Annotated in this window: 16 protein-coding genes, 1 tRNA gene and 2 pseudogenes; 13 read left to right on the top strand and 6 right to left on the bottom strand. The window is 42.4% G+C overall.

Features of this window, described 5'->3' with window-relative positions; translation table 11 throughout:
• Nucleotides 1-6 precede the first annotated feature (6 nt).
• The 4 genes from punC (at nucleotide 7) to C9I43_RS07065 (ending at nucleotide 2,901) form a co-directional block, all read left to right on the top strand.
• Nucleotides 7-1,278, top strand: coding sequence for a purine nucleoside transporter PunC (gene punC, locus C9I43_RS07050; protein ID WP_107882921.1), 1,272 nt, complete (start codon nucleotides 7-9; stop codon nucleotides 1,276-1,278).
• 80 nt (nucleotides 1,279-1,358) lie between these two features.
• A tRNA-Ser gene (locus C9I43_RS07055) sits at nucleotides 1,359-1,449 on the top strand.
• A gap of 98 nt (nucleotides 1,450-1,547) precedes the next feature.
• Complete coding sequence (locus C9I43_RS07060; protein WP_107882923.1) at nucleotides 1,548-2,303, top strand: site-specific integrase; 756 nt, start codon at nucleotides 1,548-1,550, stop codon at nucleotides 2,301-2,303.
• A gap of 205 nt (nucleotides 2,304-2,508) precedes the next feature.
• Complete coding sequence (locus C9I43_RS07065) at nucleotides 2,509-2,901, top strand: SMI1/KNR4 family protein (RefSeq protein ID WP_107882925.1); 393 nt, start codon at nucleotides 2,509-2,511, stop codon at nucleotides 2,899-2,901.
• An 81-nt stretch (nucleotides 2,902-2,982) separates the two neighbouring features.
• On the opposite strand, the pseudogene C9I43_RS07070 reads toward C9I43_RS07065, so the two are convergent.
• Nucleotides 2,983-3,312: pseudogene (locus C9I43_RS07070) on the bottom strand (group II intron maturase-specific domain-containing protein); the annotation flags it as partial.
• A gap of 60 nt (nucleotides 3,313-3,372) precedes the next feature.
• Here C9I43_RS07070 and C9I43_RS07075 point away from each other — a divergent pair.
• Both C9I43_RS07075 and C9I43_RS07085 read left to right on the top strand, forming a co-directional pair.
• Nucleotides 3,373-3,547 (top strand): annotated as a pseudogene (locus C9I43_RS07075) (transposase); the annotation flags it as partial.
• 476 nt (nucleotides 3,548-4,023) lie between these two features.
• Nucleotides 4,024-4,338 carry an amidohydrolase family protein gene (locus C9I43_RS07085; RefSeq protein WP_219907236.1) on the top strand — a complete coding sequence of 105 codons (315 nt, stop codon included), beginning with the start codon at nucleotides 4,024-4,026 and terminating at the stop codon, nucleotides 4,336-4,338.
• A gap of 62 nt (nucleotides 4,339-4,400) precedes the next feature.
• Here C9I43_RS07085 and C9I43_RS07090 read toward each other — a convergent pair whose 3' ends face one another.
• Complete coding sequence (locus tag C9I43_RS07090) at nucleotides 4,401-5,336, bottom strand: LysR family transcriptional regulator (protein WP_107882927.1); 936 nt, start codon at nucleotides 5,334-5,336, stop codon at nucleotides 4,401-4,403.
• A 98-nt stretch (nucleotides 5,337-5,434) separates the two neighbouring features.
• Between C9I43_RS07090 and C9I43_RS07095 the strand changes: the two genes are divergently transcribed.
• Nucleotides 5,435-5,869: a DMT family transporter gene (locus C9I43_RS07095; protein WP_107882929.1), complete on the top strand. Its 435-nt coding sequence runs from the start codon at nucleotides 5,435-5,437 to the stop codon at nucleotides 5,867-5,869.
• Nucleotides 5,870-5,879: 10 nt separating this feature from the next.
• Nucleotides 5,880-6,350, top strand: coding sequence for a DMT family transporter (locus tag C9I43_RS07100; RefSeq protein WP_107882931.1), 471 nt, complete (start codon nucleotides 5,880-5,882; stop codon nucleotides 6,348-6,350).
• A gap of 253 nt (nucleotides 6,351-6,603) precedes the next feature.
• Here C9I43_RS07100 and gdhA read toward each other — a convergent pair whose 3' ends face one another.
• On the bottom strand, nucleotides 6,604-7,950 hold the full coding sequence (gene gdhA, locus C9I43_RS07105) for an NADP-specific glutamate dehydrogenase (RefSeq protein WP_107882933.1): 1,347 nt from the start codon (nucleotides 7,948-7,950) through the stop codon (nucleotides 6,604-6,606).
• A 702-nt stretch (nucleotides 7,951-8,652) separates the two neighbouring features.
• Here gdhA and C9I43_RS07110 point away from each other — a divergent pair.
• Complete coding sequence (locus C9I43_RS07110) at nucleotides 8,653-9,810, top strand: PcfJ domain-containing protein (protein ID WP_107882935.1); 1,158 nt, start codon at nucleotides 8,653-8,655, stop codon at nucleotides 9,808-9,810.
• A gap of 473 nt (nucleotides 9,811-10,283) precedes the next feature.
• Here the strand turns inward: C9I43_RS07110 and C9I43_RS07115 are convergent, their stop codons facing one another.
• The 3 genes from C9I43_RS07115 to C9I43_RS07125 all read right to left on the bottom strand — a co-directional run bounded on the left by C9I43_RS07115 (nucleotide 10,284) and on the right by C9I43_RS07125 (nucleotide 12,570).
• Entirely contained in the window at nucleotides 10,284-11,576 is a 1,293-nt protein-coding gene (locus C9I43_RS07115) for a tyrosine-type recombinase/integrase (RefSeq protein WP_107882937.1), read from the bottom strand.
• Nucleotides 11,577-11,637: 61 nt separating this feature from the next.
• Nucleotides 11,638-11,856, bottom strand: coding sequence for a hypothetical protein (locus C9I43_RS19045; RefSeq protein WP_076501468.1), 219 nt, complete (start codon nucleotides 11,854-11,856; stop codon nucleotides 11,638-11,640).
• Nucleotides 11,857-12,123: 267 nt separating this feature from the next.
• The gene (locus C9I43_RS07125; protein WP_076501471.1) at nucleotides 12,124-12,570 is read right to left on the bottom strand and encodes a hypothetical protein; all 447 of its coding nucleotides are present in this window, start codon (nucleotides 12,568-12,570) and stop codon (nucleotides 12,124-12,126) included.
• Between the two features lie 265 nt (nucleotides 12,571-12,835).
• Here C9I43_RS07125 and ccoN point away from each other — a divergent pair, with 265 nt between their 5' ends.
• Genes ccoN through ccoP form a run of 4 tightly spaced genes read left to right on the top strand, consistent with a single transcriptional unit; the run spans nucleotide 12,836 to nucleotide 16,068 of the window.
• A complete protein-coding gene (gene ccoN, locus C9I43_RS07130) occupies nucleotides 12,836-14,272 on the top strand; it encodes a cytochrome-c oxidase, cbb3-type subunit I (RefSeq protein ID WP_076501473.1) in 1,437 nt (478 codons plus the stop codon).
• 13 nt (nucleotides 14,273-14,285) lie between these two features.
• Nucleotides 14,286-14,912, top strand: a complete 627-nt coding sequence (ccoO, locus tag C9I43_RS07135) for a cytochrome-c oxidase, cbb3-type subunit II (RefSeq protein ID WP_076501475.1) — start codon at nucleotides 14,286-14,288, stop codon at nucleotides 14,910-14,912.
• 11 nt (nucleotides 14,913-14,923) lie between these two features.
• Nucleotides 14,924-15,100, top strand: a complete 177-nt coding sequence (locus tag C9I43_RS07140) for a cbb3-type cytochrome oxidase subunit 3 (protein ID WP_076501478.1) — start codon at nucleotides 14,924-14,926, stop codon at nucleotides 15,098-15,100.
• Complete coding sequence (ccoP, locus tag C9I43_RS07145) at nucleotides 15,100-16,068, top strand: cytochrome-c oxidase, cbb3-type subunit III (protein ID WP_076501480.1); 969 nt, start codon at nucleotides 15,100-15,102, stop codon at nucleotides 16,066-16,068. Before C9I43_RS07140 ends, ccoP begins: the two co-directional genes overlap by 1 nt.
• Nucleotides 16,069-16,131 lie beyond the last annotated feature (63 nt).

The following is a 16,131-nucleotide window of genomic DNA, read 5'->3' on the forward strand; positions in this document are numbered from 1 at the left end:
TATTTTATGAAAACGTCTAGTAACACCTTTGCAAACATCAAATTCTTTGTATTTCTGTTCTATTTAGCCATGTTGAGTATGCTTGGTTTCATTGCCACCGACATGTATCTTCCAGCGTTCAAAGCAATTGAAGGTTCATTTAATAGCACGCCATCACAGGTTGCTATGTCATTGACATGTTTCCTTGCTGGTCTTGCGCTGGGACAGCTACTCTATGGGCCTTTAGTCAACAAAATAGGCAAACGTTGGGCGCTCATCTTTGGCTTAGTGGTATTTGTCATTGCCAGTGTGTTTATTGCCAACAGTGACTCTATTTTAATGCTCAATACTGCGCGCTTCTTCCAAGCTATTGGTGCTTGTAGTGCAGGGGTTATTTGGCAAGCCATTGTCGTTGAAAAATATGATACTGATAAAGCTCAAAGTGTTTTCAGCAACATTATGCCACTGGTTGCGTTATCTCCGGCACTCGCACCGATTCTTGGCGCTTATATTCTGAGTGAGCTAGGTTGGCGCGCAATCTTTATATCATTGTGTATTATCGCGTTTTTATTACTTTTAATGACCTTATATTTTGTTCCTGGTAAGAGTCAACATCAACATAGCGAGCATGCAGCTGTATCGTATGGTCATATTTTGAAAAATACCCGTTATTTAGGCAACGTTGTGATTTTTGGTGCCTGTTCGGGTGCATTCTTTGCCTATTTAACTGTTTGGCCGATTGTTATGGAACAGCATGGTTATCTGGCAAAAGAAATCGGTTTAAGCTTCATTCCGCAAACGATAATGTTTATAGTTGGCGGTTATGCGAGTAAGTTGCTGATAAAACGTATTGGAGCTAATCAAACGCTAAATATTTTGCTATCGGTATTTGGCGCCTGTGTTGTTTCTATCGTATTGTTTACGCTTGTATTCCCTGAAAGCACTATTTTCCCACTGTTAATATCGTTCTCTATTTTAGCCGCAGCTAATGGTGCAATTTACCCTATCGTGGTTAACAGCGCACTGCAGCAATTTAGCCAGAACGCCGCCAAAGCAGCAGGATTACAGAACTTCTTGCAGATCAGTATTGCCTTTGGTGCCTCTAGTTTAGTGGCTGTATGGGCAAGCGTTGGTGAGGTTGCAATTGGTTGGGGAATTTTAGGCTGCGGGATTTTAGTCATAGCTGGCTACATTCTTAAGAGTCAGCAAGAGTGGGGCGATTTTGCTAAACACTTTACCAAACCTGATACTGCTCGTGTAGGTGTCACGTCAAGTGTGGAACAAAATCCAGCAGATTGAGTGTAATATCAACACTTGATGCATAATGTTGAGTTAGTGCTTTACAGCAAAGGGGCTAGCTTATATTATGCGTCTCGTTCGGAGGGGTGGCAGAGTGGTTTAATGCACCGGTCTTGAAAACCGGCGTGGGTTTATAGCCCACCTAGGGTTCAAATCCCTACTCCTCCGCCATATTCTAAAGTGAAAAAGCCATTGATAATCAATGGCTTTTTTGCTTTCTGGCATTTGAAAAATCCTATTCTCAGACCCAAAATGGATGACTGAGACATATGTACTTATTTCGTGCCACAAATTGTACCTATTACACTCGCATGGTGTTGCCTGTTTATCTGAGTGATAAAGGCTTTTCTGCCGACATCAAAATATCCTTACTGACTAAGCAGCGCTCAATCGCCATAGGTCGCAATCTTATTATGGCGGGTATCTTACGACCATTAATCAGTAGCTTAACCCCACAATCAATGCCTGATGCGTTTAAAGTACACGTTAATCAATTGATTAATGATGCCCGAGCAGGCTTTGTTGGGGTTACGGATATGCTGGATGACAAGGCTAAGCCAGTTCGAGAAGTGACTGCGTTTATTCCCATACGGCCGACCCAATTTACTTCGGCAGATGACAATCCATCCCCACAAACAACGTTGGCATTATCAAATAATCCTGGTAGTAAAAACCAAACTAAATCAGTGGGTAATATTACCTTACAGGATGCACTGACTAAGTTTATTACCTCCAAGCAGAAGCAGTCCATCTCAGCCCTAACAGTAAAGCAGCTTAATCAACGTATTAGCCATTTTATTGAGCGAACCCACTTAGAGGATGTATTCGACATAACCAGCGCAGAGGCAATGGAATACAAGGATTGCTTGCTAGAGGAGGGCAGAAGCCACAAGAGTAACAAAGACTATCTCGCTGCCGTGTCACAGTTCTTTAAATGGAGCCGATTGATGCAGTACACCAGTGTGGGCATAGTGAATGTGGGGCAAAAATGCTGTCAACCAAGGTCAACAATCAGTCGAAAGTGAGCGTAAAATAATGAGAAAGCTAAAACGATATCAAGTGATTACCCTCCAAACTGTATAAAAAATAGCTACCGAAAAAAAGCAAATTCCTATAGCATTATTCATACCAATTTAGACGGATGTGGCAGCGGCCAAGTCCAACAACCGATTTATGCCCTGCAAACAGCGCAGTGCATAAATACTAAGACGTTATAGCAAAGGAGAGAAAGTGCCATTTAACTTATCTGAAGAACAACTAGCCAAATCAGAAAAGGAGCTTGGCGCAATTTTGCCTTACGAGTATCGTGAGGCAATGAAACTAAATAACGGTGACGAAGCTTTAACTGAAGAGAACGAGTGGGAATTTTATCCAGTCAAAGACAACTCAGATAAAAAGCGTCTTTCACGCACATGCAACCACATTCTTTATGAAACTGAGTCCTGTAAAAATTTTGGTAATTTTCCAAAAAATGCTTTGGCAATAGCAGGAAATGGATCTGGAGACCAAATGGTGCTTTTAAAAGAGTCAGAAATATATTTGAATGCTGTGTTTTTGTGGCAGCACGAAACTGGCGAACTTCAAGAATTAGCTTCCTCTTTCTGCGAAATTAAAAAGCTATAATCGGGTAGCCGGAGATATCTAGCCTCCAGCCCCCACACCACCCTGCATGCGGCTCCGCACAGGATGGTTCATTTAGAACACCTAACTCACTTTTGGGTTAGGGTAATGAACTGCGATCCATCCATCTCTCAGTGAATACAATCCTGCTTTCTTTAGATACTCGTTACTCAGCGCTTGCTGTATTCCTGGTGTTTTCGAGCTCCGCCATGGGCCTCTACTTGTGATCCCACAAGCAACTGCTGCTTGGATCCTGACGCCACGTTTAAGTAAGTTTTGTACCTTAGTCCGGGGCTTTCACCACTGACGCCAGTAACACATACGCACACGACGACGGATCCAATGGTCTAAATCGACACACCCTTGATAAGCGTTAGCGATGCCAAAGTAACTGATCCAGCCTTGCATGTTCTGGTCTAATCCCATCGGACACTTAATTTTGAGACAGTATGGTCAATAAATTAAGAGGTCTATATGAGTCTGAAAAAATCACATAAGAGTTATCCGCAGGCATTTAAAGATGAAGCCATCCTGATGGTGCTAGACAAGGTTATAGCGTTGCCCTTGGATTAGCACCAGTCTGCTTTACAACTGTAAGGAAAAACACGAAGCCCTGGAACAAGGTATCACCTTAGAAGAGTCTGAGCGTGCACATGAACCCGCTTCTACGCCGGTATTATGTCAGTATTTGCGCTGACAACTCTGCCACTGTTTGGTGGCAGAACGGTTGACTATTTGCCGCATGTGAAACGCTGTTTAGCCGATATTCGCATTAGACCTGCTTTTATCAAGGTAATGAAAATCGCATGGCCGAATATATAATCTTTTACTGTCAATTGATTACGGAACCGACGATTCCCCCTAAACCTAAAATAGTGCCAGTGAATCAGACTTATCTAGTATGATTGACAAGCTAACATCTGCATTATTATGGCATTTAGTATATGAAGCAGTGGCTAAATTCAATTGGCCACTCATGACCAAGTTTTAGTAATTCTACAGAATGTCTCGTTAACCTGCTGCCCCCAACCACCTATGTTAGATTAGGCCATTACCATCGCTTCTACGGTGCCGATTGGCAAGATGCATATGCCGCTCAAGCAGTTACAGGAGAAAGGTGTATTCGTGATGACTGGCACCGACAGCGTGATTGATCACTGGTCGCCGTACGGCTTAGGCGACATGCTGGAAAAAGCCAATCTCTATGCGCAGCTCTACGTTCGTGCCAATGAGTTAACGCTCTCTCGCTCGTTGGGAATAGCTACTGGCAACACGTTACCGCTCAACGATAAAGGCGAGCGCGTTTGGCCAAAAGTGCAGGATGAAGCCAGCTTTGTGTTAGTGGATGCCTCATGTTCTGCAGAAGCTGTCGCGCGTATTTCACCTCGTACCGCCAGGTTCCATAAGGGTGAAATGGTTTGGGGAGCAGTAGGAATTTAGGCTTTGAGGTTGTAGCCGGGTTGCAAGTTAATCCGGCTACACGTTTTTTAACCATCATGCGCCTACATTTGCTGCCAATACAGTGGGGAGCCAAATACTTCAATGTAGTGGTCAATAATCGCTTTCGTATTCAGCGATGGATGACGGGTCCCTGGATAAATTGCCGCAATATACTGAGACTCAGCCTTAATTGACACATCAGCGTTAGGTAACAGGTCAATAAGTTCACCATTTTGAATTTTGTCACCAAGCAGCCAGTCGGGAAACAATACAATCCCCATCCCATTTAGAGCCGCAGTTAATAATGATTCAGCGCTGTTTGAGCGGAGCAGGGGCGACACCGGATAATGGATCCACTCTCCAGCAGCTTGTTTAATAAACCAACGATTAGGGCCTGATGTCCCACTATAAACCAGACATTTATGAGTGTTTAACTCTTCTGGGCTGGTAAGTATTCCATGTTTTTGAATATACGATGGTGATGCTGCGAGATGATAGTGCTGCTTTCCAAAAATACGAGCGCGAAACGATGAGTCAATCAAGGCACCAATACGAAAAATAACATCAGCTGCGTCCTTAAGCGGATCAATAAAATCATCAGTCAGTGTTAGATCTATTTCTAAGTGGGGATATTTCTGTGTCAGATTAGCTAAGGCTGGAGCAATATGCCTTTGACCAAAAAACACCGGTGCATTAATTCGTATCAGTCCAGCAGGTTCTTGCTGGCGTTCACTTAATTCTCGGCGCGCATCCTCTAGATTGGCGGCTATCACCCGCGCATGTTTAATCAATAGATGCCCACTTTCGGTGGGAATAATCGCGCGAGTATTGCGATAAAACAGTTGCTGTCCCAGCGCATCTTCAAGGTTCTGAATCACGCGAGATATCTGTGAGGCCGATATACCTTCTCTACGGGCCACTAATGAAAAGTTTTGGGTCTCATAGACTTGAATAAAAATGAGTAAAGCCCGTAGATTAATCGTTCCTAAACCGTTCATTGATGCACTTTATGCAAAGGTGTTTAGTTGATTGTGACATTTATCTTAGCTATCTAACATAGTAGCCTGCTTTTTATCAAAAATGGAGACCACTTGCTATGCAGCTTTTTTTAATATTAACCGTAATTATTGGTGGAATGGGACTTTCTGTTGAAGCCGGATTACTCGGCCCTCTTGGCACTCAAGTCGGCGATCTATGGGCCACATTTAGCATATTCGGCGTAGGCGCAGCGTTAACCTTTCTTCTTATGCTATTTTTCAGCCCTCGTAATAGCCCATCCTTTTTTTCTCAACCATCTTGGCAACTTCTCGGCGGAGTATTAGGCCCTATCTATGTTGTCATTATTACAGTTGCAGCCCCGAACATCGGTATTGCGCTCACCATGATTGGTATTTTGGTTGGACAAATCTTTAAAAGCCTGATTATCGATCACTACGGGCTACTGGGTACAACACACAGAAAAATTGATAATAGACGTATTATTGCCCTCATTTTTATCATTGCTGCATTGGCAATGGTGGCACAAGTTTAAGGTTAGATTGATGACTATTTTAATGATTTTACTAGCGATTTTTGGTGGGGCAATGTTGAGTGTCCAAGCTGCAATAAACGGACAACTTGGCAGTAAACTGGGGGTTCTGAAAACGGCTTTTCTTACCTTTTCAGTAGGAGCGCTTATCACGGCTTTACTCATTTTCTTTTTTGAACCCAAATATGCAGTCACCTTGCTAGATGTGCCTAAATGGCAATTGTTGGGTGCGCTGTGTGGTGTCCCTTACATTGTCATTATGGTGATTGCGGTGCAACGTATCGGTACAGCAGTAGCCACAGTTGCAGTCATCTTTGGGCAACTGACCATGAGCATGTTAATAGATAACTTTGGCTGGTTAGGCAATAACGCAATCCCGTTTTCAATGTATCGATTGAGCGCGATTATCTGCCTAGGCATTGCTTTATATTTTATTTATTCCAGCAATAAAAACGTTGAACGCCTAAGCGATAAAAATCACTAAGATTTCTTTGCCTAAGTAACGATGGAGTTTCATTGCACACAAGCGTCTTAGCGGAGAAAGCTTGAGATATTCAGTAATAGTTACTCAAATTTAGTTACTGAAATTAGTTACTCACAGGGAAGCACTCAATAGTGACAGCCCGTAACTTTATTGTTACGGGCATTTTATTATTCAGTGAGTTAACGCTGCAGATAGCACCCCGCCTTTATTGGAAATGATGCGTTAGACCGCGACTCATCAAGGATGATTAGTGTTAGTAAACACCCTGTGCCAACATGGCATCAGCCACTTTAACGAAACCGGCGATATTCGCTCCATCCTCATAGTTCACATGACCTTCTTCGTCCATGCCGTAATTCACACAAGTCGCGTGAATACTTTGCATTATTTTCTTTAGGCGAGCATCTACTTTTTCTCGGCTCCAAGAGAGGCGTTGAGCATTCTGACTCATTTCTAGTCCAGAAGTTGCCACGCCACCTGCATTGGCCGCTTTACCGGGTGCAAATAATACCTTAGCAGCGTGGAAGGCTTTTATGGCCTCGGCGCTGCTAGGCATATTTGCTCCTTCAGCAACCATTATCACGCCATTAGCGATGAGTACGGCGGCATCTTCTTCTAACAATTCGTTTTGAGTGGCACAAGGCAGTGCGACTTGAGTTGGCAGATGCCAAGGCGTGCGATTAATAAAGTACTCGAGCCCCATCTCATAGGCATAATCTGCCACACGCTTACGCTGCTCATTTTTCAATTCCATAAATCTAGCCAACTTCTCAGGAGTAAAGCCAGACGGATCGTAGACAGTACCATCTGAATCTGATGCGGTGATGACACGAGCACCCAACTCCATCGCTTTCTCAATAGCATATTGCGCCACATTACCAGATCCAGATACTGAGACCGCCATGCCTGCCAGTGTCTGAGACTGGTTAGCCAACATAGCCTCAACAAAATAGAGTAGGCCATAACCCGTCGCCTCTGGACGAATCAAGCTGCCGCCAAAAGAAAGTCCCTTTCCTGTGAATACACATTCGGCGCTGTGGGTCAGCTTTTTCATCATCCCTGCCATATAGCCGACCTCGCGTCCGCCGACACCGATATCGCCAGCCGGCACATCAGTATTAGCACCCAAATGGCGATAGAGTTCCAACATCAGCGCTTGGCAAAAGCGCATCACTTCCCCCTCACTCTTGCCCTTAGGATTAAAATCACTACCACCTTTACCTCCGCCCATTGGCAGCGTCGTTAAGGCATTTTTAAAGGTTTGTTCGAAGGCGAGAAATTTGAGTACAGAGAGATCTACCGAAGGGTGAAAGCGCATGCCGCCTTTGCAGGGGCCGATAGCTGAACTGTGTTGGATACGATAACCACGGTTTACTTGTACCTGGCCTAGGTCATTAACCCAACTTACCCTAAACTGGACAAGTCGCTCTGGCTCTATTAAACGCTCTAAAAGTCCATATTGTAGATAATCGGGATTTTGCGCCAAAAATGGCCAGATGGAGGCTATGACTTCACTTACAGCTTGAATGAACTCTGGCTGATTCGGGTTGCGCTTGGCCACTTGGGCGATAAAACTCTCTTTAGAAAGGGAATGACTCATCAATAACTCCTACAGTAAATTACATCGGCTTTATGCCAGCAAATGGCCATGCCCTATATCAACCTAAGCGTTACATGTTTAGTTTGTCTGCACAAAAACAGTAAGATTCATGAAAAAAATCGACTAACCTGTGTGAAGACGCTAACCCACTAAACGCCTAAAAGCGTCTTTTTATGCACTTAATTCACATAAATAGCAATAGTTAATTTTATGTTAACTTATATTTAAAACTATTTTCATTATGGTAAAAAATAGATTAAACAATATAAAACAAAAAGTTAACTTGTATTTTTCTGGCGTGAAATTATAGAAAATAAAAACTCGAAAAGTTTGTTTGAATATGTAGTTATATGCAGCACCTGAGTATTATGCTTTTTTAGAAACCGAACCAAACATAGAAGGGCAGATAGATTAGATTTAATTGACAGTGTGACCCCAAAATCGCCACTCAAAATTAGTTAATGATCTAAATCGACAAACCTTTAGTAAGTGTTGGCTAGACCAAGCTAGCTGACATCAATCTTGCGTATTGCCGCACTTTAAACAATTTATCGCTCGTCCCCTAAGCATCCTGTTATATGAACCAAGCGTGACAAGTCACAGTAAAATCAAGCGTAATTTATTGAGCCGCAATATGGTTTATTTAACACTGTGCTTCTAGCGTAAATAAGATACATTATTCACAATAAAACAGGGGGAAACATGGATTTACAACTGACAATACAAACTACTAACCTTGGTTTTGACTATGACATAGAGCTACACAGCTGGCATCAAAAGCTATGTGCTTATAGGGTATTTGGCACTAAGTCCAAAGAATTATTAGAAGGTGGGCTAGGGTTAGGGCTTAACTTCATCACTCAGTTTGAATCGGGTGATGAATGGTTGGCGCAAATTCCCGAGCAATATATTTCAATCACGGACGCCTTTCCTGAACATCAGTATCAGCTTTTATGGCTTGCTGCAAATAGTGAGCAAGCAGCGCAATTGTTATTAATGCGGCCGTTATTGTTAGTGCTTATTTGCGAGCAGTATCCAATCGATAACGAAAAGGCATTAGCATTAAGTCATCTAGGACAGCGCGACATTCTGAATGAACTCGGATACGACAACGCGAAAGCCACACTTAAATTTATCGACAAGCTAACACTTAAGTTTGAACGAGATTTAGAGCTGAAACACGTAAAAAAGCAGTTGGACAAACGTACTTGTCGATACAAAATATTCAATCACTACAACACGATAAACTATGTGGCTTTAAGCTTGGATAACAAATATCCATTTTTAACCTGTACCAAATTTGGCATGACTATAGCAAGTAAAAACAAGCTAGAAAGAGGGCCTTTACGTGCTTGTTTAGCCGATACTTTAGCACTGGGTATAGAGTTAGGTATTAATGAGCCAGCAACAAGAATTGGGCAGCTTTCGTCACTTGATGAGCTTGAAAGATTGCACCAACAATGGATAGAACGACGTAATGACATAAGGAGAGTAGCATCTAGACCTGTAGATGCTGATAAGGTATATCCAAAGCTTATCCCTAGTGAGCAGAACATTACAGCTATTGAAAATTATAATGAGCTTTTTACTGAGGGGATTGCCCAAAAGCACTGTATCGCGATTTATCACAGTCGGATTATTGCAGGACAATATTGCGTATTTACCATGCAACAACCCCAAAGAGTTACAATCGGGGTGAAAGTGAACAAGCTAATAAACATGCTTGAATTGGATCAAATTTCGGGAATAAGTAACGCAATCGCGACAAACGAAACCAGAGAGATAGTATATAAGTGGTTTGAGAGAGTGAAGAAAATCTATAAGCAAGGATTTGACGATGAGATTGAGTTAAAGGCTTAGCATATTGGGCCTATAGATTCAGGCTTTAGCGATAATATCTACTTCACATCATGATGTAAGCGCTAGTTGAAAATTAGCCAACGGCTGGTATAAGTTATAAAACCAAATACAAACACATAAAAATATACCGCAAGATTTAAAAAAGTCAGGTGGTGAAAATAGACCTAAAAAGCGCTCTGATGTATAGATTTGCACATCAATAGCGAGCTAATAGGGTAAAACTAAGTTTAAAGCATTGATTGCTAATACTTTAAAGCCACAGTCATAAGTTGACACAAAAGTCATTTGGTTTGACAAGCCACACACAAGATATGACGTATTACTCCTCACACCCTCTATTTAACATAATATACATTGTGCGCAGCTTTCTGTGGAAGGAATAAAACAGTTGGGAGATCAATGCTGCTGCCTTATAACACGCTCAGGATGCTATTGTTCTTTAGTTGATATGAGTACTTGAGTTATGCATATGTCTATATTCCTTTTAAATGGTCGATTGGTTTGTTAAATGCACTTTCATGTCGTTCAACTTGGCTGGTATGCAAATACTGCGATGTGGTGTTAATGCTTTCATGTCCGGCATCTGCTTGCACATGGGATAATGGTCTGCGGTTAATATTGATATCGTGTGTGATGCCGGTGTGCCGAATATTATGCGCTGTGAGTTTACGCATTTGTGCACCGTCCTGTGTAAAGCCATCAGTTTCGATACGGTCGGCTGCCAAATTGATAATGCTTTGAATTTCATCACGGACATGACGAATACCTAAATTGGCGTTGAGTATGCCAACATCTCGACCACGCCCAGCGGCTTTGTGGCGTACAAATAAAGGATGGTTTTCATTGGGCCCAGGATAATTAGTTAGTCCAAGAAACTGTCGATATTTAACTAAAGCTTCAAGTAACGCCTTTGAAATGGCCACGTTACGCTTTTTACCTCCTTTACTCAGCGGAATATGAAAGCTCCAAATACCAGTTTGCTGATTATGCTTAAATTGATTCATTACTGGTGAATAACCCGCGCGTGCAGATACATCTGAAATCCGTAAATAGCAACTGTAAATCAATGATATAAGAAACAAACTTCGTTGATGTAATTCAGGAAGTTCCTCAGCCAGTGCTGTTACGGTTGCCATGACGTACGACCACTGTAATTCGGTAAATGCGAGGCTATTTTCATCTTCATGACTTTGCCGTTGATACTGTCGACTAGCAGAAAACCGACTGTGATTAAGCCAGATTTGAGCCGGATTACGCTCACAGTATTCTTCACTTGTCAGATATGAATAAAACGAAGACAAAATGGCCATTTTAGTTTTTAACGCATTATCACTAAGTGCATAAGGTTGCGCTTGACCTAGATATTTTTTTCCAACAAATGGTCGCCATTGCGGGTTCGGAACCCGCTCGTCATACATTTTATCCAATTTGAATTGTGGCACATTAAAATAACCAATCAGTGCTATGGGCGGCGTTTGGCAGTAATCAACATAGCGGCTCATATCTTTACGGGTTACGTCTATTGGCGACATTGAAACAACATCAAAACACCAATGCAGAAATGTCGTTAACTCGCTGCGATAGGCTTTGTAGTTGTTTTCATTGTGCTTTTGCTCAAATAACCAATCACTGGCATGCTCAATAACTAAGCCTGCATCCACCACCTTTTCCATGCTGATTTGGGTGATATATTGGTTAACGATGCTATTGCCAACTTGTATGAATTCAAATGAGTCAAATAATGGAATAACTGGAGGAAGTTGCATATTGCATCTGAATTATAAGGATTTCTTGTATGATAATACTTAAACGCAAATGCCGATAATGTTATTTATCGGCATCAAGAGATATCGGGATTTTAGCACACGCAGAAAATGTACATTGTTGGCAAGTCACTCTTTTTTGACAGCAAATTAAGCATAACTGCCAAACTTGCTGCTTAGAATGGCTATCTAAGCATGTAAAATCGGCGGCACATAGATGTCCATCATGGATCAGTTTTGCCAGTTTATGCGCCGATATTGATAGATTAATTCGGTCTGCCATCGCCCTTCTCCCACTCATTATCTAACTATTATTAGAATACACAAATGAGAATTATTATCAACAATAGATTAAGTGCCTCTGCAGCCTCTTTTTAATTAAAAATAATGCAGATTTTCAATGGTTAACTCCATCGGCTTAAAATAGAATAAACTGACAGCCTATTGAATTAGATACTCTATTCCCCTACCTCCACGTTTAACACCACGATGAAAATGACTTATATTGCTGGTGTTATGCCAATAAACTTTGCACCAGAGCACCTAACACTCACCCATTATCATCTGCTAGAAAATCAACTATTACAGTATGATCTTGGCCATTGAGGCTAAAACTGACAAAGCCGCGCCAAACCATATAACCACTGCTACATGATCCATAAACAAAGTTCCCTATATAAGTCGTGTCATCAGATTGCTGCATTTTGACTGGGATTATTCCCATAAACATGTCTCGCCCTTCTAAGCGAAGGTTAACGTTCGTTATGGGCAACGTCGAAGATAACGTCAATGTTAATGGTTTTTCACTCGGTGCGCTGACGGGAGACAGATTAAATTTAAGCTGAGTATCGCCCACTTTTTTAATACAGTCCCCTGCAGAAAACTGACAAAGTGACGCATCACGACTACTTTTTAAAGGGCTTTGTTTGGCCTCTTTGTTACAAGCAGTAAGACTGAAGGTAAGTAAAAAAAGCAATAAATTGAGTCGCAAAGACATTAGCACAAAGAGTCACCTTGATTAATCAGGATGAACGCATTCTATGGCGTAGAGTGATCTAGATCAACTTTACACGCCCCTCAGCAGGTATCTTTTTTGACATAGCTCAAGTATCATTGCAAAACCTCGTATTTGAGCAAAATATGCAAGGTAACGCATTGACATGGCTCAGCAACCCCAATAGGGGAAACTGATTTTTATGTCGTTTTATAACAGGTAAAGCTTGTCTTTACTCAAAGTATCAGTAATAAGCAGTGGAAGCATGATGATGAACCATTCCCAGCCAACAGGCGCTGATTACAATTACACCATTGTCCGCCAATTTGCCTTAACCACAGTTTTGTGGGGTATCGTTGGTATGTCAGTCGGTGTATTAATTGCGGCTCAGTTAATCTGGCCTCAGCTGAACTTTGATACACCTTGGTTAACGTATAGTCGCTTGCGACCTTTACATACAACTGCGGTGATCTTCGCGTTCGGTACATCAGCCCTTTTTGCAACATCCTATTATGTCGTACAACGTACCTGTCAAACCCGACTATTTGCGCCTAAATTAGCTGCATTTACGTTTTGGGGCTGGCAAGCAATTATTATCTCGGCAATTATCACCTTACCTTTAGGCTACACATCGAGTAAGGAATACGCAGAACTAGAGTGGCCTATCGATATCGCAATTGCTATCGTCTGGATATCTTATGCTACGGTATTCTTTGGCACGATTGTTAAGCGCACCACCTCACATATTTATGTGGCAAACTGGTTCTTCGGTGGGTTTATCCTTACCGTAGCAGTACTTCATATTGTTAACTCAATGGCAGTACCTGTTAGCTTGTTTAAGTCATACTCTATATACAGTGGCGCTGTCGATGCCATGGTGCAGTGGTGGTATGGTCACAATGCTGTTGGTTTCTTATTAACCGCAGGCTTCTTAGGGATGATGTATTACTTCGTACCTAAGCAAGCGGGTCGTCCGGTTTATTCTTATCGTCTATCAATTGTTCACTTTTGGGCACTGATTGCACTGTATATCTGGGCAGGTCCACACCATTTACATTACACCGCATTACCTGACTGGACTCAGTCTTTAGGTATGGTGATGTCATTAATCCTATTCGCACCTTCTTGGGGCGGTATGATTAACGGTATCATGACCTTATCTGGTGCTTGGCATAAACTGCGTACCGATCCTATTTTACGTTTCTTAGTTGTCTCTTTGTCTTTCTATGGTATGTCTACCTTCGAAGGCCCAATGATGGCAATTAAAACCGTTAACGCACTATCACATTATACAGATTGGACTATTGGTCACGTTCACTCAGGCGCGCTAGGCTGGGTTGCAATGGTGTCTATTGGTTCTTTGTACCATCTGATCCCTGTGCTATTTGGCCACGGTCGTATGTACAGCGTCAAGTTAATCAATGTTCATTTCTGGTTAGCAACAATTGGTACTGTGCTTTACATCGTATCTATGTGGATTTCAGGTGTTATGCAAGGCTTAATGTGGCGCGCAGTGAATGCTGACGGCACTTTGACTTATAGCTTTGTTGAAAGCCTAGAAGCTTCTTATCCTTTCTACTTTGTGCGTTTCCTCGGTGGTTGTTTATTCCTTACCGGTATGCTGATCATGGCATATAACGTGATTCGTACAGTGAAAGCCTCTAAAGATTCATTGCCAGCATTGGCTGAACCCACAGCGGCTTAAAGGAGCAAACTCGATGAAATTTAATCATGAGATAGTCGAAAAAAACATCGGTTTGCTGGCGATTTTTACTGTTATCGCTATCAGCTTCGGTAGCCTTGTGGAAATCACACCGTTGATTTTCCAAAAGGACACCACTGAGCCAGTTGAAGGATTAATCCCCTATACTGCCCTGCAAATTGAAGGTCGCGATCTATATGTGCGCGAGGGCTGCAGTAATTGCCATAGCCAAATGATCCGTCCTTTACGGGCTGAAACTGAACGTTATGGTCATTATTCTGTCGCTGGTGAGTCTGTTTGGGACCATCCATTCCTATGGGGTTCTAAGCGTACAGGTCCAGATTTGGCACGTGTTGGCGGTCGTTACAGCGATAAATGGCATGAAGTTCACTTAATGGATCCTCGTGCTGTAGTGCCTCAATCGAACATGCCTGGGTTCCCATGGTTAGCCGAAAACAAGTTAGACGGCGAACTGACGGGCGCTAAGATGACTATTCTACGTAACATGCATAAAGGCGGTTACAAGGGTAATGATCTTTATACCGATGAAGAAGTAGCTGGCGCACAGAAAGCTGTTGCAGGTAAGACAGAACTGGAAGCCTTGATTGCATATCTTCAGTCTTTGGGTCACGCACTCAAATAAGGAGGCAATATATGGATTACGGCACATTACAAGGCATCTTAACCATTATTGTGATGCTGACCTTCATCGGTGTATTTGCTTGGGCATATAGCTCGCGTCGTCAAAAATCATTTGAAGAAGCAGCTAACCTTGTATTTTCTGATGAGGAAATTAGCAAGGAATCGAAGGACTCAGGAGAGAATAAGTGATGAGTAGCTTCTGGAGTGTTTGGATTAGCGTACTGTCGTTAGTTGTGATCGCGGGTTGTTTTCTATTACTACGTGCGTGTTCTAAGAACACCACTGGCGTAAAAGAAGGCGAGTCGATGGGACACAGTTTCGACGGTATTGAAGAACTCAATAACCCACTGCCAAAATGGTGGAGTTATATGTTCTACATCACTATCGTGTTTGGTTTGATTTATCTCGCTTTATTTCCTGGTTTAGGTAACTACAAAGGCCTATTAGGCTGGACGAGTTCTAACCAAAGTATTGGTACTGAGCAAGGCATTAAAGCCGATTCTGCTGCAGCAATTGAACTTGCAGCAAAAGAAGGCCGTTATGTTCAGTATGACCAAGAAGTAAAACACGCTGATGAAAAATATGGCCCAATCTTCGCGGCTTACTTGGCAACTCCACTAGAAGAATTAGTGAAAAACCCAGAAGCATTGAAAGTGGGCGGCCGTTTGTTCCTGCAAAACTGTGCTCAGTGCCATGGCTCTGATGCACGTGGTAGCAAAGGCTTCCCTAATCTCACTGATAGTGACTGGTTATATGGTGGTGAATTAGCCACGATTAAAACCACGATTATGAGTGGTCGTCATGGCATGATGCCGCCTAAAGGTGGTTTGCCGATTGATGATAGCGAGATTGCAGGTTTAGCTGAATACGTTGTTAAGCTGTCTGGCCGTGAGCATGACGAGACTCTTGCCGCTCAAGGTCAAGGCTCATTCATGAAAGGTTGTTTTGCGTGTCATGGTATGGACGCTAAAGGCAATAAGTTCATGGGTGCTCCTAATTTAACTGACGATGTTTGGTTATATGGCGGTAGCCGCGGCGTGATCGAAGAAACCATTAAGCATGGTCGTGCTGGTGTGATGCCGGCATGGAAAGACGTTCTCGGCGAAGAGAAAGTTCACGTGATCACCGCTTATGTTTATAGCTTGTCAAACAAGTAATTACATATAAGTAACGCTAAGGCCTCGAAACTTCGAGGCCTTTTTTTTAAAGTGCTATAACCG

The organism is Shewanella morhuae, from assembly GCF_003028295.1.
GTDB classification, from domain to species: domain Bacteria; phylum Pseudomonadota; class Gammaproteobacteria; order Enterobacterales; family Shewanellaceae; genus Shewanella; species Shewanella morhuae.

Excerpts from the sequence above, each read along its gene's own strand:
- punC (WP_107882921.1), top strand. The coding sequence starts at position 7 with ATGAAAACGTCTAGTAACACCTTTGCAAACATCAAATTCTTTGTATTT.
- C9I43_RS07060 (WP_107882923.1), top strand. The coding sequence starts at position 1,548 with ATGTACTTATTTCGTGCCACAAATTGTACCTATTACACTCGCATGGTG.
- C9I43_RS07090 (WP_107882927.1), bottom strand. The coding sequence starts at position 5,336 with ATGAACGGTTTAGGAACGATTAATCTACGGGCTTTACTCATTTTTATT.
- C9I43_RS07095 (WP_107882929.1), top strand. The coding sequence starts at position 5,435 with ATGCAGCTTTTTTTAATATTAACCGTAATTATTGGTGGAATGGGACTT.
- C9I43_RS07100 (WP_107882931.1), top strand. The coding sequence starts at position 5,880 with ATGACTATTTTAATGATTTTACTAGCGATTTTTGGTGGGGCAATGTTG.
- gdhA (WP_107882933.1), bottom strand. The coding sequence starts at position 7,950 with ATGAGTCATTCCCTTTCTAAAGAGAGTTTTATCGCCCAAGTGGCCAAG.
- C9I43_RS07110 (WP_107882935.1), top strand. The coding sequence starts at position 8,653 with ATGGATTTACAACTGACAATACAAACTACTAACCTTGGTTTTGACTAT.
- C9I43_RS07115 (WP_107882937.1), bottom strand. The coding sequence starts at position 11,576 with ATGCAACTTCCTCCAGTTATTCCATTATTTGACTCATTTGAATTCATA.
- C9I43_RS19045 (WP_076501468.1), bottom strand. The coding sequence starts at position 11,856 with ATGGCAGACCGAATTAATCTATCAATATCGGCGCATAAACTGGCAAAA.
- C9I43_RS07125 (WP_076501471.1), bottom strand. The coding sequence starts at position 12,570 with ATGTCTTTGCGACTCAATTTATTGCTTTTTTTACTTACCTTCAGTCTT.
- ccoN (WP_076501473.1), top strand. The coding sequence starts at position 12,836 with ATGATGAACCATTCCCAGCCAACAGGCGCTGATTACAATTACACCATT.
- ccoO (WP_076501475.1), top strand. The coding sequence starts at position 14,286 with ATGAAATTTAATCATGAGATAGTCGAAAAAAACATCGGTTTGCTGGCG.
- C9I43_RS07140 (WP_076501478.1), top strand. The coding sequence starts at position 14,924 with ATGGATTACGGCACATTACAAGGCATCTTAACCATTATTGTGATGCTG.
- ccoP (WP_076501480.1), top strand. The coding sequence starts at position 15,100 with ATGAGTAGCTTCTGGAGTGTTTGGATTAGCGTACTGTCGTTAGTTGTG.